Here is an 18,262-nt window from a genome sequence, read left to right as displayed (position 1 = left end):
CTAGAGCAATCTGCGCGCGATTGAGTCCGCAGTGAGGGCCCGTTTCAGTGCTGCGCCTGCGTGCCAGAGGCCATTTCGCCGACTTCCTCGGCAAGTTGCGAAAGCAGTCTTGCCGGCGGGAGCTGGACGATCGACGGCAGGGATTTCGCTGACAACGCCACGAGCGATGGCGTCGCCGTTGTCGAGCGGGCGACCCAGCGGGTCGACGATTCTGCCGAGCCGTTCAGGCCCCGCCGGCACCCGTGCCAGACCTCCGGCGCCCGAGACACGGGTATCCGCTTCTATGCCAGACAGGTCGTCGAACAGGACCGTGCTGATCGCGTCTTCCTCGATACGGGGAGCGCCCCTTGCTCGAAGCGGATATCGACCACGGCACCGCGAACCGCCACGACTACGCCCTCGCTGCGCTCGGTTCGATCCGGTATTGCCATCGAAGGTCACCTCCGAGACTGGTCATGGCGCCGCTTGGCGAAGGACCGGAAGGCCGATGCCGCGACAGGCTGGGCACAGGATGACGCAAACTGCTGCCAAATCGCAGCCTTTCCGTCATCTGCCTTGAAGGCTATGTCCGGCACCGGGCAGGCGATCCATGATCCAGCGCAATTACCTAGCCGCTTGCAAATGGCAGGCATGCGAGAGGCCCGTATGAGAGGAGAGCCAGTCCATGGCAGACAACGACCAGCTATCGCTCCGTTTCCACGGTGCGGCCGGGACCGTCACCGGATCGTGCATGGAATTCCAGCTTGGCGGCAAGCACCTGCTGGTCGATTGCGGTATGTTCCAGGGCTCGCGCAGCCTTGAGGCGCTGAACCACGGCTCCTTCGATTTCGACATCGACAAGATCGACGGGGTGGTCCTTACCCATGCCCATATCGATCACTGCGGGCTGCTGCCCAAGCTCGTCGCGCAGGGCTGGAAGGGGAAGATCTGGTGCACCCAGGCGACCTCCGACCTGCTGGAATACATGCTGGGCGATGCCGGACGCATCCAGGAAAGCGAAGCGGAGCGGCATAACCGAAGGCGCGACCGTGCTGGCGAGGAGCGCTTCGTGCCGATCTATACCGCCGAAGATGCGTTGAAGGCCTGGCGCATGTCGGAGCCGGTCGAACGTGAAGAGTGGTTCGAGCCGGTGCCCGGTTTCCGGGCCAGGCTCTGGAATGCGGGACACATTCTGGGTTCGGCTTCGGTAGAGCTGATGGCCGGCGGCGTGCACGTGCTGTGTTCGGGAGACCTCGGCCCTGAGCACAAGGCGTTCCATCCCGATCCCGAAGCGCCGGCGCAGTTCGATCACGTCATTTGCGAATCCACCTATGGCGACCGCGCGCGCCAGAAGCTGACCATGGCGCAGCGGCGAAGCCAGCTGGAGCGTGAGATCAAGGACGCCATTGCGCGCGGTGGCAACCTCGTGATTCCTACCTTTGCGCTGGAACGCACGCAGGAACTGCTGCTCGATATTGCGCGGCTTGCCGATGCCAATCGCATCCCCAATGTGCCGGTCTTCGTAGACTCGCCGCTGGCAAGTCGGGCGACGAAGGTTTTCGGCGCCCATGCCGACGAATTGGAAGACATCTGCGGCGATGACATCTTCCATCATCCCTCGATCCACTACGTTGAGGATGTGAAAGAATCGATGCGGATCAACACGCTGTCGGGGGCGATCATCATGGCCGCCTCGGGCATGTGCGAGGCTGGCCGCATCCGCCATCACCTGAAGCACAATCTCCACCGGCGGGAATCGACGATTCTGTTCGTTGGCTTCCAGACCAAGGGCACGCTTGGTCGGGTGATCTTGGAAGGAGCGAAACGGGTGCGTATTTCGGGCGAGGACATTAACGTGCGCGCTCAGATCCGTCGTATCGATTCCTATTCGGCCCATGCCGACCGCGACGAACTGCTCGCCTGGATCGCTGCTCGGCGGCCTATCGCCGGCACCCTGTTCCTGAGCCATGGCGAGAGCGACGCGATCGCATCGCTGAAGGCTCACGTGGAAAAGGACGACCCGAACCTGCGTGTGATCGAGCCGCAGATCGGTGAGGTCTATGAACTCGGTGCAGGCGAACCAGCGCGGCGTACCCAGACCGGTCGGCTCGATCTGGAGCAGATGGCGGGCACCGACTGGCAGAACGAATACGCCGACTTCGTCTCGAATCTCAAGGCGCACCTGGGCAAGATCCGTGACGAAAAGGCGCGCAAGCAGGCGCTCAGCGACATGCGCCGCGTCCTCGACAGCTACAACGAGGCGCGCGAGCGCAAGAAGCGCCACCACGCGCCGGGCGATAACGATCAGGTCTGAAGCAGGCCGCTGGACTTCAGGGCATCGGCAAGGAGCGGAGCCAGCGTCGGTCCGCAAGTCGGGCCGGGAATGCTGTCGGTGGAGACGATGCGCGCGATGCCGCTGGCTTTCATGCGAGCAATGTCTTCGGCGCTGGCGAGGCAATGCGTCGCCAGTGCCTCGATGCGCCTTGCACCGGCTTCACGCAGCGCGCAGGCGGCGGCAATCAGAGTCTCGCCACTGGAAATGACGTCGTCCACCAGTATCGCGGTGCGCCCTTTCGTCTTTTCGATCCCGGCGATGGAAAGTGCGACCCTGCGATCCCCGAAGCGCTCCTTGCTGCCCAAGAGCATGTCGAGGCCGAGCGGCCGGGCGATGCTCTCGATCCACTGACGCGATTCGCTGTCGGGGCCGACGATGACCGGGTTTTGTTCCGTCTCTATCGCGCTGGCCAGAACCGGAGCGGCCGACAGGGCAATCGCGGGAATGCCCGGTACGGCTTCAGCAAGGGTGGCCACGCGATGAAGGTGCGGGTCGACGGTGACGATGCCGTCGAAATGCGCGGCAATAAGCTTCCCGATGACGCGCTGGCTCACCGCCTCGCCCGGCTTGAAGGCGATGTCCTGGCGCATATAGGCAAGATAGGGCGCGACGAGCACCACGCGCTGGGCGCCGCCGTCGCGGGCTGCCGATGCGGCAAGGATCAGTTCGATGAGCTTGGCATTGGGATCGTCGAGCGAGCGATGGAGAATGACCGTACCGGCGCTGCGCGGCACGCGTATGAGGCTCTCGCGATCCGGGAAACGGTGCACATCGACCTCATCGCAGGGCACCGCCAACTGCTCCGCCAGCGCCGCGGCGCTGGAACGGGATTCCGCAAAGCCCAGGACAAGGGCATTCATCGCAGGACCTCGTAGCCGCTGTCCTCGGTGGCGAGATCGCGGGCGAAGCCCAGGCCGGTCTGGGACTGGGCATGGATGCGATAGAGCGCTTCGCCCTTGCGGACCTGTTCGCCGACCTTGTGCAGCAGGTCGATCCCTGCGCCCTTGTCCATCGGCGCGCCCGCGAGGCGGGCGATACGGGCAATCATGTGGCAGTCGATCATGCTGATGCGGCCATCGTGCGGCGAGCACACTTCATGCGTGAGAGCGCCGGGCTTGAAAGTCTCGGTCTGGCGACCCTGTGCTTCTATCAGCCGTTCCATGGCGTTGAGCGCCGCGCCTGAAGCCAGCATCTCCATTGCGCGGGCAAATCCGCGCCCGCCCTTGAGCTCGGGGTCGAAGTCGAGAATGTGTCCGGCCAGCAGCAGGGCCCGGTCGCGCAAGTCCTCCGGGGCATCGGAATCGTTGCGCAGCACGGCCATCACGTCGCGCGCTTCCAGCACCGGGCCGATTCCGCGCCCGATCGGCTGCGAACCGTCGGTGATGACGACATCGATCTCGATGCCCAGCTTGCCTGCGACATATTCGAACAGCTTGCGCAGGCGCACGGCTTCGCTTTGCGAGCGGACCTTGGCGGTCGGCCCCACGGGTATGTCGAGCACGAGATGGGTCGATCCGGCTGCCAGCTTCTTGGACAGGATCGAGGCGACCATCTGTTCGAAGGTATCGATGCGCAGGGGGCGCTCGACGGAGATCAGGATGTCGTCGGCAGGAGAAAGGTTCACCTGCCCGCCCCAGGCGAGGACGGCATGTTCCTTCGACACTATCGCCTGCATGTCCCTGGCGCACAGATTGACATTGGCGAGCACTTCCATCGTATCGGCGGTGCCCGAGGGTGAGGTGATCGCGCGCGAAGATGTCTTGGGCATGATCAGGCCGTGCGCGGCCACGATCGGGACGACGATCATCGAGGTGCGATTGCCGGGAATGCCGCCGATGCAATGCTTGTCGACCACAAGCGGCGACTTCCAGTCGAGCTTCTCGCCGACGTCGGCCATCGCGCGGGTGATCGACAGCGTCTCCTGCGTGCTCATGAATCCGGCGCAGGCGACGAGGTAGGCGCCGATCTCCATCGGTGAATAGCGATGGGCGGCGATGTCGCGCACGATGGCGACGATCTCGCTGTCCTCCAGAGTGTCTCCATCGATCTTGCGGCGCACGAATTCGAGGCTGACCGGCGGGCGGGCCTGTTCGATCACCACTTCGGCGCCTTCGGGCAGGCCGAGCCTACGGAAGGCCTGTTCTCCCAGGCCGATCTCTCCGGCCGCGATCCATTCGCTTTCATCGACGACTGCGAGCGTGGCGAGAATCTCCGAAGTCTCGCTGCTGATCCGGATCTTGCGCAGGGCCTGGAACTGCTCCGCCGAGTAGCCATTGCCGTGACGAAGCAGGAATGCGGTGTTCTCCGGGTGAGTGTCGATGGCGAGGCGTTTTATTTTGAGCATCCACGACGACCTTGCATTGCTTGTGCAGGTTCTGGCCCTGCCGTGTGCAGAATGCAATTCTGCTCTTCCGTACAGTCGTTTGGTCCAATCAACACGGTCGCCCGAAGTAACCGGACGCCGTGGCGCAATGGTGCTTGGTCGCGTTCGTACTAGGACTTTCGATAGGTGTGAGTCCTGCGAGGAACTGGAGACTGCAGAATAGACGTGCAGCATTGCCTGCAGGACACAACGAACCGGGAGAATGAAGATGTCGAGAATCCGGCTGCTTGAGCTTTCGGAGATGGAACCGGAAATGGCGGAAATCGCCACCAACATGCAGAAGATGGTCGGCGATGGAACAGCCATGCGCGCTGTGGCCCACCGCCCCGATATCGTGAAGGCTTTCGGTGCTTTCTATGCCCAGTTGCAGATGCAGGGGCTGCTCAGCCGCAAGCTGGTCGAGCTTGTCCGTCTCGCGATTGCGCAGATCAACCAGTGCGCCAATTGCCTGCAGTCGCGGTATCAGGATTCGATCGACGAAGGCCTGACCGAGGAATTGATCGCGGCCCTCCCCCAGGCCGAGACTTCGCCGCTGTTTTCGGAGCGGGAGCGTGCGGCCATCGTTTTTGCGCAGAAGATGGCCTTCAACCACTTTGACGTCGGCGATGACGATTTCATCAGGTTGCACCAGCATTTCAGTGAAGAGGAAATCGTCGAGCTGTGCTTCGACGTGGCCCAGTTCATCGGGATCGGTCGCATGTTCGCGGTGCTCGATGCCACCAACACGGCCTGCGCCATTCCGGCCATGGCGGCGGAATGAGTTCCACCCGCGGACTGGCCAAGGCGGGCCTCTATTTCAGCGCCGCTGGCACTGGGTTAGAGGGCTTGCAGGCCGAGATGGAGCAGGCGGCGTCAGCGCTGCTGGCCGATCTGCCGCCCGGGACAGACTTGCGCATCGGACGAAGGCTTGCCGGCTATGCTCCGCTTCCGCACGAAGTGCTGATGGCGGACAGTCCGGCCCCGTTCGACTATGTCTTCGAAGCCAGTGGTGGCGGTGATGAGGCAGCAGGAGAACCGCTGCAGATAGCGATTGCCGCGATGGCGCGTGCTCTGGGCACGCGCATCGACAGGAAAACGGCTGCCGTTTTCGTCGGAACAGAGATTGCGATCACGGCCGGTGACGGGCCTGTCTTCGTTGTTATGCCGCTACGCCGGGTTCCCTCACTGAGCCACGGGGACTTCATGGACCAGTGGTTCGGCCGCCATGCCGCGCTTGGCGAGAAGGTGGAAGGCGTGCGCTACCGCCAGAACCATGTCGATGCGATATCGACGGCGGACCTTGCCGGGCGGATCGGGTTGTCCTTCGCGCCGATGGACGGCCTCACCGAATCCTACTTCGACGGTCTGGATGACGCGCTCGCGATCCTCAGCCGGGAGGATGTGGCGGTCGGAGCGATCGAGGACGAGAAGCGCTTCATTCATCACCCTGCATCGCAGTTCGCGCTTTACGAAACGCTCTGGCGATCGTGACCTGGAGCGGCGGGCGCAACTTCTGCATGTGTCCGTGCCGCTTATTGACCGCCATCAATGCCGCGTGGCGTCAAGTCGGCAAGGAGAAGGACAGGATCGGCCAAGGGTTATGCAGCGGTGATACGACGCCTACTTCCAGGCAAAGAGCAGGCGGCCTGCGCCAAGGTAGCCGAGCACTTCGCTGATGTCGTGAACCGGCACCGAGAAGCATCCGAGGCTCCGTCCGATCCTGCCGCTGAGGCGCGCCATATGCGGGTTCACGTAGTCGGCCCCGTGCATCACGATGGCGCGGCTGGCCGCATTGCTGTTCTCCGGATCGAGTCCGACGAGACGGCCCGAGCGTCCGTGCTGTCCGTAATAGGTGGAGGCCGTCAGGAAGCTGCCGCGAGAGGAGGCATTGGAGCCCGGCCGGTTGGAAAACCGTTCGAGGAATCCGCTGTTGCCCGGGTCCGATCCGCGCCCGTGCGCGACGAAGTACGTCTGCAATATCCGACCGTTGGACAAGTCCACGATCTGGAAGCGCGGGTTGCGCGAAGGCTGCGAAAAATCGACCAGACCGACCACGTCGCGGTGGCGGATTCGGGATGCATGGGCATCAAGGGCGGCTTTTGCCTGTGGCAGCAGGTCTGGTTCATCTGTAGATCGGACCGCAGCAAAAGCGCGCGGTGCGACCAGTCCCGCAGTACCCACAAGAACGCCGCCAATGATATGGCGCCGACTGAGAGTCATGATGTGGAAATCCTCGATACCGTTATTGAACACGTAAGGTTACCTGACGCCAAATTCAAACCGTTCATGGCGATCGTCGGTCTCCTGCGGTCCATACCGATTGTATTCACGGCATTCTTTTTGACCCCAAGCATCGTCTATGCACAGGACCCGGTCGAATGGACACCGGCTACGCTGGAGAGGCTCCGGGACTGGGTCGCTCGGGCCCCTGTAGATGCGCTGCCGGTCCTCGATACCGGCCCTTTGCGGCAGGCGCAGACCCGTGGTGACGCTGAAGCGGTGTCGCAGGCCGCAACGGCTCTGGCCCTCAATCTGGCGCGCATGCAACTGCTGGGCGCTGCAGGAGCAGCACAGCGCGCCGGCTGGCACATTGCCGATACCGACAGGTCTGTCGACTTGCGCGAACGGCTGGCCCGCGCGGTGTCGCTCGATGCGCTGGATTCCTTCTTTTCCGGGCTTCAGCCGCAAAGCGACCAATACGCGGCTTTGCGCCTGGCCTATGCGGGCGAAGCCGATCCGGACCGGCGCCTGACCCTTGCGCGCAACATGGAACGCTGGCGCTGGATGCCCCAGTCGCTCGGCTCCGATTACGTCCTCGTGAATGCGGCCGCGTTCGAAGCCGAGCTGTGGCGCCATGGCCGCCGGGTGGGCACATGGCCGGTGATCGTCGGCAAGCGCTCGACGCCCACGCCGGTGTTCTCCGCAACGATCACCGGCGTCATTCTCAATCCCTGGTGGGTGGTGCCCGCCAGCATCGTTCGCGAGAAGCACGGCGTGTTTCCCGCCCGCCTCGGTTATGTCCGGAGCGGCGGGCAGATCCGCCAGAAGCCGGGGCCCGGCAATGCACTCGGGCAAATGAAGCTCGATATGCCCAACCCCTTTACCGTCTATATTCACGATACGCCGAGCAAGGAGCTTTTCGCAAAAGAGGTGCGCGCCTTCAGTCACGGCTGCATCCGCATTGGCGATGCCCTGGGTTTCGCGACGCGGTTGCTCGGCGGCGAGCGTGATCGCGTGGAGGTCGATGCGATTGTCGCGACCCGAGAGACGACGCGCCTGCCTCTCGAAAAGGGGCTGCCGGTCTACATCGCTTACTTCACGGCAGGCACCGGTGCGGATGGCCAACTGCGCTTCTATCCCGATCTCTACAAGCGCGACGGCCGCACCGGCGATCCGACCTCTGGAGGGGATGCCTGCAAAGGATGAGCCAGGAGCAGAACGCGCATTGCCTTGCTCGCGGTTTCCCGGCGGATGGGAATTCGTTCGATGATCTCGATCAAGGGGCCTGCCTGTACTGTCTGGCATGACACTGCGGGTCACATTTCCCGTTGAAACCGGTACATTGGGTTGCGGACGATCGACGTTCCGGAAGGAGACTATGGACGGTCAGGCTTCAGGTTCGATGCACAGGGGGCTGTCCCGTGAGGAAGCTGCCGCGCGCCTTCGCGAAGAGGGACCCAATGCCTTGCCGGGTGGTCGCACCCGCTCTCCTCTGCGCATTGTGCGCGACGTGCTGCGTGAGCCGATGCTGCTGCTGCTGCTTGCGGCTGGTGGGATCTACCTGTTGCTGGGTGATCTGCACGAGGCGCTGATCCTGCTCGCCTTCGCCGGGCTCACCGTCGTCATTGCGATCGTCCAGGAAGCCCGAACGGAAAAGGCGATCGATTCCCTGCGGGACCTCAGCATGCCGCAGGCACTGGTCATTCGCGATGGCCACCGGCAGCGGATACCCTCGCGCGAGGTGGTGCGCGGTGACCTGATGGTCGTCGGGGAAGGGGACCGGGTGGCAGCCGACGGCTGGGTGATCGAAGGCTCCGGACTGCAAGTTGACGAGGCTTTGCTGACCGGCGAATCTGTACCGGTCGCCAAGTCGGCTCTCGAGGGGGAGCCGGCTTCGCAGCCACCCCGTCCGGGAGGCGAGGATCTTCCTTACCTCTACGCGGGCACGCTTGCTGTTCGCGGGTCCGGGACGATCGAAGTGGCTGCGACAGGATTGCACAGCGAAATCGGACGGATCGGTCAGTCGCTTGTCTCGCTGGAAACCGAAGTCCCTCATCTCACCCGGCAGACGAAGCGGCTGGTGCGCTGGTTGGCGGTGCTCGGCCTTGGCGTGAGCGTTCTTGCCGTCCTGCTCTACGGCCTGCTGCGGGGAAGCTGGCTGGAAGCTTTCCTGTCGGGCATTGCGATCGCCATGTCGCTCCTGCCGGAGGAGCTTCCGGTCGTCCTCACCCTGTTCATGACGATGGGCGCATTCCGTATGGCACAAAGCCGCGTGCTGGCACGTCGGGGCAGTGCGATCGAGACGCTGGGTGCCGCTACGGTCCTGTGCACCGACAAGACGGGAACACTTACGCAGAACCGAATGGCGATTGCAGAGTTGAGACTGCCCGACGGTTCGGTGCAGCGTCTCGATGGCGATGACGATACGCTCGGCGCCGCTTTCGCCGAACTGGCCGCCCTTGGGATCTCCGCGTGCCTGGAAGAGCCGTTCGATCCGATGGAACAGGCGTTTCATGCGCTCGACCGCGACTTCCCCGAGCGGGACCTCAAGCTGCGCAAGCAGAACGGCTGGCACCTGCATCGGCAATATCCGCTCTCTCCGCAGCTTCTGGCCATGTCGAACGTCTGGACCGACGGAAAATCGAGAGATGGGCTCGTCGCTGCAAAGGGCGCGCCCGAAGCCATCGCACGGTTATGCGGCATGACAGACGATGTCCGCGCCGCCCTGGAGACCGAAGTCGCGCAGATGGCGTCTGAGGGGCTGAGGGTCCTGGGCGTTGCCGAGGCCCGTTGGCAGGGTGAGCGTCTGCCGGAGCACCAGAGCGGGTTCGCATTCGCCTTTCGCGGGCTCGTCGGTCTTGCCGACCCGATCCGCGCATCGGTTCCTCCGGCAGTCGCCCAGTTGCAGGAGGGCGGCATCCGGGTGGTGATGATTACCGGCGATTATCCCGCGACTGCGCGCGCCATCGCCCGGCAGGCCGGCATCGTCGAAGGCGAGGTTCTGAGCGGTGAAGAGATTGCGCGTCTGGACGACGAGGAACTGGCCCGCCGCGTGGGGCGCGTTGCCGTCTTCGCGCGGGTGATGCCCGATCAGAAATTGCGGATCGTGCGGGCGCTCAAGGCCGGGGGCGAAGTGGTCGCCATGACCGGGGACGGCGTGAACGATGCACCTTCGCTCAAGGCCGCGCATATCGGCATCGCCATGGGGCAGCGGGGTACGGATGTCGCGCGGGAGGCTTCGTCGGTCGTCCTGCTCGATGACGATTTCGGTTCGATCGTCACTGCGGTTCGGCTGGGGAGGCGCATCTACGACAACTTGCGCAAGGCCGCTGGCTTCATTTTCGCGGTCCATATCCCCATCGGTGGCCTTGCCATCTTCCCCCTGCTCGCAGGCTGGCCCCTGATCCTGGGGCCGGTGCACATAGCCCTGCTCGAAATGGTCATCGATCCCGTCTGTTCGCTGGCCTTCGAAGCCGAGCCCGAGGAACCCGACGTCATGCGTCGGCCGCCCCGGTCGCCGGAGAGCCCGTTGATTTCAAGGAGTCTGCTGGGCTGGTCGCTTCTGCAGGGCGCCCTCGCGCTCGTTGCGCTGCTGTTGCTGTCCGCCTGGGCCAATCAGGGGGGCATCCCGGCGGATTCGGTGCGAACCACGAGCTTTGCAGGGCTCATCGTTGCGGTTCTCGCGCTCGTACTCGCCAATCGCTCGTTCCGCTCGCTGGCGCCGGGTGGCAAGGTCGCCCACAACCTTCCACTGGCGATCATCCTGGGGCTGGTGGTCGGGATCTTCTCGGCAGTCTTCCTGTCGCCCACCGTGGCTTCGCTCCTCGGGTTCTCGGTGCTTCATCCCCTTGGCATGCAGGCGGTGGGGATAACCGCGCTGCTTCTTGCCGGAGCGCTGGTGATCGCAAAGCTGCGGTTCGGCCGGGTCCTGACCAGTTGACGGCCCGGGGCTCAGTGCCCGTGCAGGTAGATGGCGTAGGAACTGAGCAGGTAGATCGCGAGAAGGGACAGGCTGATCCAGCCGAACAGGCCGAAGAACCGGTTCCCGGGGCGATAGAGCAGTCCGATGATGCAGAGCCCCGACATCATCGCTGCCGCAAAGGCGGTGACGGCGTGCGCGGGCGAAACCTGCGCGTAGAATGAGCCGTCGGTATAGACGATGTCGTCAAGCGCAATGACGAGGATGATGAACAGGTTGCTGCCAAGGAGGTTGCCGATTGCCATGTCGGCCGATCCCATCCGCAGTGCGCTTACGGTAACGATCAGTTCCGGTATCGAGGTCGCCGCCGCGATGAACAGCGTGCCCACGAAGCTCGCCCGCCAGCCCATCACGGCAGCCACTTCCTGGCCGACGAACGGAAGCCAGGCTCCGGCTGCACCGACTACGCCGGCGGCGACAAGATAGTTCACGACCGCGCGCTTCAAGGTCCTGTCGCCGGGTGTCGGGCCCAAAGGCTGCGCCGGACGTTCCGGCCTGCGTTCGTAGAAAAAGGCAGCACGCATCGCGATGAAATAAAGCATGATCAGGAGCGGCGAATAGACGCTGACATGGCCGATCCGGAAATCGAGACCATTGCGGCTCGTCAGCATCAGCGCCCCGACGAAACTGATCAGTACCACGCCGAAGCCGGCGGAAAGGATGTGTCCCTGATCGCTGCGCCGCCAGAACGGCTCGTCCCGGCACAAGGCGTCCAGCAGGACCAGCATGACGAGATTGAAGATGCAGCTGCCCAGAGCATCGCCCATGGCAATGTTGGGTGCATCGGCGATCGTCACGGCGCTGATCCCCGTGAACAGTTCGGGAAGCGATGTGGCCGCCGCCAGCATGATCAGTCCGACCCAGGATGCGGACATGCCCGTGCGCGCTGCAATGTCGCCGCCGCTGCGTGTCAATGCAGGGCCTGCCATGCCGATGAGCAGCACGCAGATCGCGAAGGCAAGCCAGGCGGAAAGGATCTCCATGGTCAAGCGGACTTCAGCATCGTGTCGCGGCCGGGTCCTTGACCATACGCAAAGATTGCCGGGAAGATCTACCGGTCTGATCGACTTGCCAGTAGCGCCCGGCAGATTGCAGTGGGTCAGGCCATGGTGACGACGACTTTGCCCATGGCCTCTCGGTTGGCAAGGCGCCTCAAGGCTTCGCCGCCGCGTTCCAGAGGGTAGGTCCGGTCAATACGCGGGCGGATATGTCCTGCCTGCCACCATTCGATGACCTGCATCGCGATTTTGCGGTATTTCTCCGGCTCGCGTTCGGCAAAGGCACCGCAAAAGACCCCGCGTATGTCGCATGACTTGAGGAGGACGAGATTGAGAGGCGGTGCCGGGATGCTCGCTGCGAAGCCCAGGACGAGGTATCGCCCGAGCCAGCCCATCGTGCGAAGAGCCGGCTCGCAATAGGAACCGCCGACAGGGTCCAGGACGACCTGTGCGCCTTCGGGCCCGACGGCATCCTTGAGCAATCTGGTAAAGTGTGCGGTTTCTTCCTTGCCGCTGATGTCATCACTGTGGATCACAATGGCATCGGCACCGGCAGCTCGGGCGATTTCGGCCTTGTCATCGCCAGACACGCTGGCGACAACGCGGGCGCCCATCAGCTTGCCGATGCCAATTGCTGCAAGTCCCACGCCTCCGGCCGCACCGAGGACCAGCAAGGTTTCATTCTCGCACAAGGCACCGCGTTCCCGCAGGGCATAGAGAGCCGTGCCGAATGTCACCAGCAAGGCTGCTCCTTCGACCGGATCGGCCTCCTTCGGCACCACGAAACACTGGGCGGCGGAGACCGCAACCTCTTCAGCAAGGCCGCCATGACCGGGCAGGGCAATTGCTACATCGCCGACCTGCCAACCTTCAACGCCTTCCCCGACAGCAGCCACGATTCCGGTGATTTCGCTCCCGGGTGCGAAAGGGCGTGGGGGTCGGACCTGATATTTGTCCCCGACAATGAGCGCGTCAGGAAAATTGATCCCACAGGCCTGTGTTCGCAAGAGCACTTCGCCCCGCCCGGGCTGTGGAGCCGGACAATCGCACAGCTCCAGCGCTTCCGGGCCACCGGGCTGACGGGACAGGAGGGCTTTCATCTTCCGCTCAGAGCAGGACAGAGTTCGGCGGCAGTCCGACGAGAGTCCGGCCGTGCAGTTCGGTCGCTACGTCCAGATCGTAGACGATATGGCTTTGCATGACCTGGATGTCGCGCAGCAGGCGCTGCATGGGATTCGACAGCGCATGCACGCTGGAGCCTACCGCCTCGCACGTCGTGCGCACGGCATCGACGCATTGGGAAACCGCGTAGGCGATCTGCGCGCGCAGACGGATCCGCTCGGTGATCTGTTCGGGCTCGTCCAGCACGCCGATCTCGAGCGACCGGCGTGAGGCCGTGCGGAGCATCAGCTCTGCGGAGTCGACCAGGATGTCGGCACGGGCGAGACGCATTTGCGCGGCCGGCTTTTCGACACTTGTCGTCTCCGTGCCCATCTTCACATGCTTCCTTAGCCGCTCGTTACACAGGCGCACGGCCGCCCGGGCTGCTCCGATTGCGGGAATGGCAGCAGCCACGCAGAGCTGGGGCAACATCGGCGCCTTGTAGAGCGGGTTGTCGTAGATCCTGCCGGCATGGCCACGACCGGAGCGGACCGGTCCGACCTCGAAGCAGCGATGGGCCGGAACGAAGGCATCTTCGAGCACGAGGTCATTGCTTCCCGTCGCCGCCATGCCTTCCATGTGCCAGGTGTCGAGCACGGTCACTTCCGAGGCCGGGATGAGGAACATGTGCATGGCTGGCGGGCCGGCTTGCGTCGGCACGAGCGCGTTGAGCATCGCCCAGTCGGCATGCATGATGCCTGTGCCCCATTTCCAGTGGCCGCTGATCGTGAAACCTCCATCGACGATGCGGGCCTGTCCGGGAGGAGAGGCGACGCTGGGCGCGATGGCATACTTGTTGCCGTTCCAGACTTCCGCTTGTGCCTTCTCCGGCATTTGCGCAATCAGCCAGTTGTGCTCTGCACAGAAACTGGCGACCCAGCCGGTGGACGGATCAGCTTCGGCGATCGGCAGCGTGGCGCTGATGAAGGTGTCCGGATCGAATTCAAGTCCGCCATGAACTCGCGGCACGAACATGTAGAAGTACCCGCTGTCGCGCAGGGCCTGCCAGACGGCGTCGACGGGGCGGCGCAGCCGCTCCGCCTCTGCGGCATGCTCGGCAATGAGCGGTTGCAGGGCGCTCGTACGCCGGATCAGTTCGTCCGGGGTGATCTGCGCGACCTGTTCTGCAGTGAGGAAGTCGTTGCCCGTGGGAATCCGACGGTCGGCGAGGGAGGGAGCGTCGATTCTTGTCATCGTGTTCATGCTCAGAACTTTACCTTGGCTTGGACGGCGATCGTGCGGGGCGGATCGATCACGCCGATGCGGGCTGTCGGTGAGAGGAAGGTATTGGCAAGGCCCCCCGAACTTCCGAATGAGATCGTGCGCTTGTCTGTGATGTTCTTGCCGATGAGCGCGAGTTCCCATTTTCCGTCGCTGCGCGCGAGCGAGAAGCGCGCGTCGAGCTTTACGAAGGCATCCTGCGCAGTCACCGGGTCGTTCGCGAAATCACGGAACGAACGCCCCTGGAACGTCGGCGAGAGGCTTGCCCGCACTTCGAGTGCGTTGGAAAGCGGCTGTTTTACCGTGGCCGTGAGAGAGCCGGAATAGCGCGGTGCGAAACCGAGCCGCGATCCGCTCAGATCGCATGACCCGATGGCGGAGCCGTCCGCTGCGCGGCCGATGAAGCATGGGCCGCTGGTGAACTTGACGTACTTGGCCGTCGGCAGCCACGCCAGGCTTCCCTGCAGTTCCAGGAAGTTTGCCGGTTGGAGGAAGAATTCGGCCTCCGCTCCGGCAGTACGCGCCTTTGGAGCGTTACCGGTAAAGAATGGCGCGCTCGTTCCATCAGGTGAGGGAAGGGCCGTCGAAACCTGAAGGTCCTTGTAGACCGTGTGAAAGGCCGACAGGTTGAAGTAGCCAAGACCCGGCAAGGTCAGCTTGATGCCGCCTTCGAACGATGTGCTGCGCTCCGGGCGAAAGGCGAATGTATCTTCGGTGGCATTGGAAATGGCCCCCTGGAAGCCGCCACTTTTCGAACCCTTGCCGAAACTTGCGTAGAGCATCGCGTTGGACGACAGATCGAACTGGACGGATGCGGCGGGATCGAGCGTCCCCTTGCTCAGGGAGCCGTCGAATTGGGAGCGCAGGGTGCCGGTGCGCTGGGTGGCTGCATTGGGGCCGGCGTAGAGCGCGAAATTTGCGTCCTTGCTCTCGTCGGTATAGCGCAGGCTGCCGTTGAGGCGCAGTGCATCGCTAAGATGATAGGTGAGCGCGGCATAGGCTGAGAATGCAGAGCTATCCTGCCGGAAGATGCGGTAGGTACTGGCAGCTGGTGCAAACAGCACGCCGGTAGTGCGTTCTTCGACGAGCTTGGCCTTGGAATAGTACAGGCCGAAGACGTAATCGAGGGTCTGCCCTCCCGGAGAGACGAGACGCAGTTCCTGTGAGAGCTGGTCGAACTTCTGATCGAAGTCTGCCGTGGCGAGATTGCGGAAGTAGAAATCGCCGTCGATACGTTGCTGCTGCTTGAAACCCGAATAGGCGCTGATCCACACCAGTTGCGGCCCTCCAAGGTCAATCCCGGCCTGCAGAACGGCATTATCCGACCTGATATTGTCGAATTCCGGGCCGCTCGTAAGAACGGTATCCTTGGCGTAATCGAAGTATTCGCCTTTATCCGGAGCGATAGCCTGAAGCGGTGTCCCGTGTTGGCGGACTTCCGCATGCTCGAACTTCGCGGTGAGCGTGACCGGGCCGCCGTTGTCCAGAACTCCGGTAATGCGTCCGACGATATCACGACGGGTTGGCTCATCGCGGTCGGTCTGGGTGTTGTGGATATAGCCTTCGACGTCTGAGTAACGGCCGACGGCACGGATCGCGAAGCCGTTGGCGACAGGCACATCCATGCCACCTTCTATTGTAGGGCCGTCAAGCTTGAAGTCGTAGGTGGCATTCAGATAGCCGCCAAAATAGGCGCCGGGCTTGCGCGAAATGATGTTGATCGCACCGGCGCTGGTATTGCGACCGACAAGTGCGCCCTGTGGCCCACGCAGGATCTCCATGCGTTCGATGTCGAGGAATGGCGCGGCGAACTGGCGGGCATTGCCGGCATAGACCCCGTCGATGAACATGACGACCGACTGATCGAGCGAAGGACTCCCGGGGCTGGACCCAATGCCGCGCAGGACGATGACGTTTGCCGCTGGGGACTTGGCGACGGTCAGGTTGGGTACAAGCGGGGCGAGTTGTTCGAAATTGCCAACGCTACGATTGCTCAGGGTCTCACCGCCGACGACAGCAATGGAAATGGGCACGTCCTGGAGGCTTTCGGAGCGACGCTGGGCCGTCACGACGATCTCGCCCGGCGCGCCTGAATCGGTCTCTGCCGGTTTTTCGCTCGATGCATTCGCCGGTTCCGATTGAGCGATTGCGGGAACTGGGGCTGCCAGGATGCCGGTCCAGGCGATTGCAGCCACCGATGCGCCTCCCTGCGCAAGGGCGGCGAGCCGATTCGTCATCATTCTCTCCATTGTCGTTGTTTGCAGCGACATTCGTGGAGTCCGAACATAATGTCAACTTAAATGACAAAAACAGTCAATTTAGTTTCCTTTATCAGAACGCATCAAGGTCCTGGGCGACGACAACCGGACCTGAATATTCACGCCTTACGCCAACAGCGAAGCTGGACGTATCGGGGCCCGCAGCACCAGCAAGATGCGTCAGTACCACCATCTTCACGCTTGCCCTGGTAGCGAGCTTTCCGACTTCCTCGGGGGTCAGGTGTTCGTGTCGCATATGATCGATGAGCGGTTCCAGATCATTGCCGTCCTTCGCACCGCGGCGCCGGATACTGGCCGTTACCGCGTCCAGATCGATAGCTTCGCTTACCAGTATGTCAGCATCCCGCGCCAGCGCCTCGACAGCAGCACTTGGACCGGTGTCGCCAGTGAAGACGATCGATCGGTCAGGTGTATCGAAGCGCAGGGAGTAGGAGCGGTCCCGGCCGTATTCGCGCGGTGGCAATTGCATGGTTGAATAATGGCTGTTTTCGACAGCCGTGACACGCACGTTTTCGTCGCGATATATTTCACGCGGCGTGGTGAGGTCGAAGTCCTGGGCGGCGAAGACGCTGGCGAGCGGAAGCAGGTCGGGGACTTGCGGCGCGAAGATCGCCTCGGCTACTCCAAGATTGGCCGCCGACGTCTGGACCAGTTTCTCGCTTCCCGGCGGGCCGTAGATCGCAACGGGCTGGGTACGCTTCGCCATCCAGTCGAAGCCCATGAAAGCGGATAGTCCGCCGGTGTGGTCGAAGTGCAGGTGGGTGAGAAAAATGTTCCCGATCTGGTTGACGCGGTACCCCGCCTTCGTAATCTGCCTTGACGTACCGTCTCCGCAGTCGATGAGGTACGCCTTGCCGCGCACGATGAGCAGGTTGGCCGGCTGTGAACGATCCGCCTGAGGGATCGGTCCGCCACCAGTTCCCAGGATAACGAGGCGCGACTCACTCGCGGGGATTGCGCTATGCGCGGTGGGATCTGTCGCCCCGGCAGCTGCGGAAATGGATGCGGTTAGCCACAGGGCAAGGGGGGCAAGCTTCAAGGTCATTCTCCCGTGCTTTCTTTGCGCCGGGTTGTGGATTGGCACGGGATTAATGTCAATTAAGTTGTCGAAAATTCTTGATGTGTCGACTTTGGCGGGCCATACCAACTGCGATGGATGGCCTGACGACGGCACAGGGGGTATATGGCAGACGGCTTTCTGATGATGGATCTTCTGCGATCCTTTTACTGGTTCGACGAAGCCTTGCAGTCGGGCCTCAAGTCGCATGGCTGGCCGGACGTCTCGCGTGGACAATCGCTTGTTCTCGTCAACATCATGTTGGGCGTCAGGCGCGCCTCGCAATTGGCGCGCAATCTCGGGATCTCGCGTCAGGCGATGAGCAAGACCCTGGTCGAGATGGAGGAGCGGGGGCTGATCGTGTTGAAGCCCGATCCAATGGATCGGCGTGCGCAGATTGTTGCCTTCAGTCCTGAATCGGAGACGCTGCGCGATGACGCGCAGGCTATCCTCAGGGAATTGGAAGGACATATCGGGCGTCGTTTCGGCAAGCAGCGCATCGCGCGGATGAGGGAAATCCTGCGCGAGGATTGGGGCGCGATTCCCGATCTTTCCAGCGTCAACCGGGACTGAACCGGCAGCTTAGGACGTTTCAACCGTCTGCGTTCCCGTAACAAGGCTCGCCAATTCCTTGCGCCGGACTTTGCCGGTAGTGAGAACGGCGGTGCAAA

At 62.9% G+C, this 18,262-nt stretch carries 16 protein-coding genes; 7 read left to right on the top strand and 9 right to left on the bottom strand.

What is annotated here, in order from left to right; all coding sequences use genetic code 11:
• Positions 1-44: 44 nt before the first annotated feature.
• Positions 45-269 (bottom strand): hypothetical protein, encoded by a 225-nt coding sequence (locus SPHV1_RS24325; RefSeq protein WP_156367264.1) that lies wholly within the window; start codon positions 267-269, stop codon positions 45-47.
• A 78-nt stretch (positions 270-347) separates the two neighbouring features.
• Here SPHV1_RS24325 and SPHV1_RS24890 point away from each other — a divergent pair, with 78 nt between their 5' ends.
• Positions 348-515 (top strand): hypothetical protein, encoded by a 168-nt coding sequence (locus SPHV1_RS24890; RefSeq protein ID WP_156367263.1) that lies wholly within the window; start codon positions 348-350, stop codon positions 513-515.
• 149 nt (positions 516-664) lie between these two features.
• Positions 665-2,293: an MBL fold metallo-hydrolase gene (locus SPHV1_RS05735; protein WP_054945083.1), complete on the top strand. Its 1,629-nt coding sequence runs from the start codon at positions 665-667 to the stop codon at positions 2,291-2,293.
• Here SPHV1_RS05735 and SPHV1_RS05730 read toward each other — a convergent pair.
• Complete coding sequence (locus SPHV1_RS05730) at positions 2,284-3,174, bottom strand: ribose-phosphate diphosphokinase (RefSeq protein WP_054945082.1); 891 nt, start codon at positions 3,172-3,174, stop codon at positions 2,284-2,286. The two genes, SPHV1_RS05735 and SPHV1_RS05730, sit on opposite strands and share 10 nt — an antisense overlap.
• Positions 3,171-4,658 carry a thymidine phosphorylase family protein gene (locus tag SPHV1_RS05725; protein ID WP_054945081.1) on the bottom strand — a complete coding sequence of 496 codons (1,488 nt, stop codon included), beginning with the start codon at positions 4,656-4,658 and terminating at the stop codon, positions 3,171-3,173. Before SPHV1_RS05725 ends, SPHV1_RS05730 begins: the two co-directional genes overlap by 4 nt.
• 247 nt (positions 4,659-4,905) lie before the next feature.
• Between SPHV1_RS05725 and SPHV1_RS05720 the strand changes: the two genes are divergently transcribed.
• Together SPHV1_RS05720 and SPHV1_RS25700 are read left to right on the top strand one after the other, a co-directional pair.
• Entirely contained in the window at positions 4,906-5,457 is a 552-nt protein-coding gene (locus SPHV1_RS05720; protein WP_231634539.1) for a carboxymuconolactone decarboxylase family protein, read from the top strand.
• Positions 5,454-6,167 (top strand): EthD domain-containing protein, encoded by a 714-nt coding sequence (locus SPHV1_RS25700; protein WP_054945079.1) that lies wholly within the window; start codon positions 5,454-5,456, stop codon positions 6,165-6,167. Before SPHV1_RS05720 ends, SPHV1_RS25700 begins: the two co-directional genes overlap by 4 nt.
• Before the next feature lie 129 nt (positions 6,168-6,296).
• On the opposite strand, the gene SPHV1_RS05710 is transcribed toward SPHV1_RS25700, so the two are convergent.
• Positions 6,297-6,896: a murein L,D-transpeptidase catalytic domain family protein gene (locus SPHV1_RS05710; RefSeq protein WP_197277659.1), complete on the bottom strand. Its 600-nt coding sequence runs from the start codon at positions 6,894-6,896 to the stop codon at positions 6,297-6,299.
• Between the two features lie 120 nt (positions 6,897-7,016).
• Between SPHV1_RS05710 and SPHV1_RS05705 the strand changes: the two genes are divergently transcribed.
• Positions 7,017-8,102, top strand: a complete 1,086-nt coding sequence (locus SPHV1_RS05705) for a L,D-transpeptidase family protein (RefSeq protein ID WP_231634538.1) — start codon at positions 7,017-7,019, stop codon at positions 8,100-8,102.
• Positions 8,103-8,274: 172 nt separating this feature from the next.
• Positions 8,275-10,836: a cation-translocating P-type ATPase gene (locus SPHV1_RS05700; RefSeq protein ID WP_231634537.1), complete on the top strand. Its 2,562-nt coding sequence runs from the start codon at positions 8,275-8,277 to the stop codon at positions 10,834-10,836.
• An 11-nt stretch (positions 10,837-10,847) separates the two neighbouring features.
• Here SPHV1_RS05700 and SPHV1_RS05695 read toward each other — a convergent pair whose 3' ends face one another.
• The 5 genes from SPHV1_RS05695 to SPHV1_RS05675 form a co-directional block, all read right to left on the bottom strand.
• Positions 10,848-11,858 carry a sodium:calcium antiporter gene (locus SPHV1_RS05695; RefSeq protein ID WP_054945077.1) on the bottom strand — a complete coding sequence of 337 codons (1,011 nt, stop codon included), beginning with the start codon at positions 11,856-11,858 and terminating at the stop codon, positions 10,848-10,850.
• Positions 11,859-11,974: 116 nt separating this feature from the next.
• A complete protein-coding gene (locus SPHV1_RS05690) occupies positions 11,975-12,973 on the bottom strand; it encodes an NADPH:quinone oxidoreductase family protein (RefSeq protein ID WP_054945076.1) in 999 nt (332 codons plus the stop codon).
• 7 nt (positions 12,974-12,980) lie between these two features.
• Positions 12,981-14,228 carry a hypothetical protein gene (locus SPHV1_RS05685; protein ID WP_197277658.1) on the bottom strand — a complete coding sequence of 416 codons (1,248 nt, stop codon included), beginning with the start codon at positions 14,226-14,228 and terminating at the stop codon, positions 12,981-12,983.
• A gap of 11 nt (positions 14,229-14,239) precedes the next feature.
• The gene (locus SPHV1_RS05680; RefSeq protein ID WP_197277657.1) at positions 14,240-16,492 is read right to left on the bottom strand and encodes a TonB-dependent receptor; all 2,253 of its coding nucleotides are present in this window, start codon (positions 16,490-16,492) and stop codon (positions 14,240-14,242) included.
• Between the two features lie 94 nt (positions 16,493-16,586).
• Complete coding sequence (locus SPHV1_RS05675) at positions 16,587-17,573, bottom strand: MBL fold metallo-hydrolase (RefSeq protein WP_176168020.1); 987 nt, start codon at positions 17,571-17,573, stop codon at positions 16,587-16,589.
• Positions 17,574-17,735: 162 nt separating this feature from the next.
• On the opposite strand from SPHV1_RS05675, the gene SPHV1_RS05670 reads away from it, so the two are divergent.
• Positions 17,736-18,164, top strand: a complete 429-nt coding sequence (locus SPHV1_RS05670) for a MarR family winged helix-turn-helix transcriptional regulator (RefSeq protein ID WP_197277656.1) — start codon at positions 17,736-17,738, stop codon at positions 18,162-18,164.
• Positions 18,165-18,262: the final 98 nt, after the last annotated feature.

It is taken from the genome of Novosphingobium sp. KN65.2 (genome assembly GCF_001368935.1).
Lineage (GTDB): Bacteria > Pseudomonadota > Alphaproteobacteria > Sphingomonadales > Sphingomonadaceae > Novosphingobium > Novosphingobium mathurense.
The sequence above is the reverse complement of the archived record's forward strand: the minus strand, read 5'-3'. Positions and strand labels throughout refer to the sequence as shown.